This window comes from Stenotrophomonas chelatiphaga (assembly GCF_001431535.1).
Lineage (GTDB): Bacteria > Pseudomonadota > Gammaproteobacteria > Xanthomonadales > Xanthomonadaceae > Stenotrophomonas > Stenotrophomonas chelatiphaga.
This window is the reverse complement of record NZ_LDJK01000125.1, coordinates 1-2,739: the sequence shown is the minus strand read 5'-3', so window position 1 is coordinate 2,739 and position 2,739 is coordinate 1. Positions and strand designations below refer to the sequence as shown.

The window sequence follows — 2,739 nt, the reverse complement described above, 5'->3', positions numbered from 1 at the left end:
GCATAAGGGATAGGAGGCAGGCACGGGGGCGGGGGAGTGGGTATAAGAGACAGGCCTGGACATCAAGCACAGCCGATTCCTGGCGCATGCCGCGCCGATCCGCGATGCCAGCCACGCGCTGGAGTTCCTGCAGCAGGTCGCCGTTGCCGACGCCACCCACAACTGCTGGGCCTATCGGCATGGCAACGAATACCGTTCCAGCGATGACGGCGAGCCGTCGGGAACGGCCGGCCGGCCGATCCTGGCCGCCATCGACGGCCAGGGCTTCGACCGGGTCATGGTGGTGGTCACCCGCTGGTATGGTGGCATCAAGCTGGGCGCGGGCGGACTGGTGCGCGCCTACGGCGGTACCGCCGCCGAATGCCTGCGGACCGCGCCGCGTGATCCGCTGGTGGCGCTGGCACAGCTGCAGATCCTCGCCCCGTTCGAAGACCTCGGCGCCCTGCACGCCGCACTGGCCGCGCACCTGGCGGTAAAGCAGGAAGAAACCTTCACCGCCGACGGCGCGATCATGCGGGTCGAACTGCCTGCCGACCAGTGCGATGCATTGAAAACGCGCCTGCGCGACGCCACCCGTAACCGGGTACGCCTGCACTCTCCTTCCGAGTCCCGCACTGATGACTGACACCGACGCGTCCCGCCCCGCCCTCAAGCGCCTTGGCAGCCTGGGCACGCTGTGGCCGTTCGTGCGCCGCCACGTGGGGTTGTTCAGTGCCTGGCTGGTGGCGCTGGCGGTGTCATCGGCGGCCACGCTCAGCCTGCCGCCGGCGGTCAAGCAGATGATCGACCACGGCTTCACCGGAGGCGGCCAGATCAACCGTGCGTTCGCCCTGCTGATGGTGGTGGCGGTGGTGATGGCGCTGGCAACCGCCGCGCGCTTCTTCTTCGTCTCGCTGCTCGGCGAAAAGGTCGTCGCCGACCTGCGCGCACAGCTGTACGGGCACCTGATCACGCTCGGCGCCGGCTTCCATGACCGCAACCGCAGTGGCGAGCTGGTCTCGCGCCTGACGGCCGACAGCGAACTGCTGCGCAGCGTGATCGGCTCGACCATGTCGGTGGCCCTGCGCAGCAGCGTCACCGTGGTCGGCAGTCTGGTGATGCTGTTCGTGACCAGCCCGCGGCTGGCCGCCTGGGCACTGCTCGGCATTCCCCTGGCGGTGCTGCCGATCGTGCTGGGCGCGCGCCGCCTGCGCGGGATTTCCCGCGACAGCCAGGACCGCATCGCCGATGCCAACAGCCTGGCCGCCGAAACCCTGGGCGCGGTGCGCACCGTGCAGTCGCACGCGCGCGAGCCCTACGAACGCGGCCGCTTCGACCATGCGCTGAAAGATTCGATCCGTGCCGCCCGGCGGCGCATCCGCGCACAGTCGCTGGTCACCGCCAGCGCCATCCTGCTGGTCTTCGGCGCAATCGTGGGCGTGCTCTGGCTGGGCGCGCACGACGTGATCGCCGGCCGCCTGTCTGCCGGTACGCTCGGCCAGTTCGTGCTGTATGCGCTGATCGGTGGCGGGTCGGTGGGTGCGCTGGCCGAAGTGTGGAACGAACTGCAGCGCGCGTCCGGCGGCATGGGGCGCATCAGCGAACTGCTGCAGGAAGACATCGAAATCCGCGCACCGGCCTCGCCGGCGGTGCTGCCGGTTCCGCTGCGCGGCGAGATCCGTTTCGACGACGTGGTGTTCCATTACCCGCAGCGCCCGGACACGGCCGCGCTGGAGCATTTCAGCCTGCACGTGCGGCATGGCGAAACGGTCGCGCTGGTGGGCCCTTCCGGTGCCGGCAAGAGCACCGTGCTGCAGCTGCTGCTGCGTTTCCACGATCCGCGTTCCGGTGCGTTGAGCGTGGACGGCATCGACCTGCGCGCGATGGATCCGGCCGCGCTGCGCGCCCAGTTGGCGCTGGTACCCCAGCAACCCACGCTGTTTGCCGCCAGCGCACGCGACAACATCCGCTATGGACGGCTGGACGCCAGCGATGCCGAGGTGGAAGCCGCTGCCCGCGCCGCCGAAGCCGATGAGTTCCTGCGTGCCCTGCCGGACGGCTATGACAGCGAACTGGGCGAACGCGGCGCACGCCTGTCCGGCGGCCAGCAGCAGCGCATCGCCATTGCCCGCGCCCTGTTGAAGGACGCGCCGATCCTGTTGCTGGACGAAGCCACCAGCGCACTCGACGCGCAGAGCGAACGCGCCGTGCAGCAGGCGCTTGAACGGCTGATGGCAGGCCGCACCACGCTGGTGATCGCGCATCGCCTGGCGACGATCCTCAAGGCCGACCGCATCGTGGTGATGGACCATGGCCGGATCATTGCCCAGGGCACCCACGAACAGCTGCTGGCCGAAGGCGGCCTGTACGCGGAGCTGGCCCGCCTGCAGTTCATCGATTGACCACGCGCGGCTAACAAGCGGCGGCGCACGCTGGCCGCCGCAGACCCGTGGAGTGAAGGAGGTAGACGATGTCGTTCCGTCAGTTTCCCGCAGTCGATTCCAATGGCGACAGCCGCATCATCCTGGAGTTCACGCCTGACGCCGCGTCCACGCAGGGCGCGCGGGCGCAGCCGCGTTACGAACTGGAAGATGGGCGCGTGCTGGTGCGCAGCGGGCGTGAGTTCGTGACGCCTGGTGGTGATGTGCGGTTGAGCATCTGAGTGATCGGTCGAACGGGCGCTGCCCCCTCGCGGGTGGCTTTGCTGCTGGCTACGTGCTTGAGCCGGGCGGAGAGGCTGTGCGGGGCACGCGCAAGTAC

At 69.1% G+C, this 2,739-nt stretch carries 3 protein-coding genes; all 3 read left to right on the top strand.

All coding sequences use genetic code 11. The features are described 5' to 3' along the window. The first annotated feature begins 55 nt into the window (after window positions 1–55). A complete protein-coding gene (locus tag ABB28_RS17410; RefSeq protein WP_057687612.1) occupies window positions 56–625 on the top strand; it encodes an IMPACT family protein in 570 nt (189 codons plus the stop codon). Then, complete coding sequence (locus ABB28_RS17405; protein WP_057687611.1) at window positions 618–2,381, top strand: ABC transporter transmembrane domain-containing protein; 1,764 nt, start codon at window positions 618–620, stop codon at window positions 2,379–2,381. The genes ABB28_RS17410 and ABB28_RS17405 overlap by 8 nt, the downstream gene beginning before the upstream one ends. Window positions 2,382–2,449: 68 nt before the next feature. Beyond that, window positions 2,450–2,641 (top strand): hypothetical protein, encoded by a 192-nt coding sequence (locus ABB28_RS17400; protein ID WP_057687610.1) that lies wholly within the window; start codon window positions 2,450–2,452, stop codon window positions 2,639–2,641. Window positions 2,642–2,739: the final 98 nt, after the last annotated feature.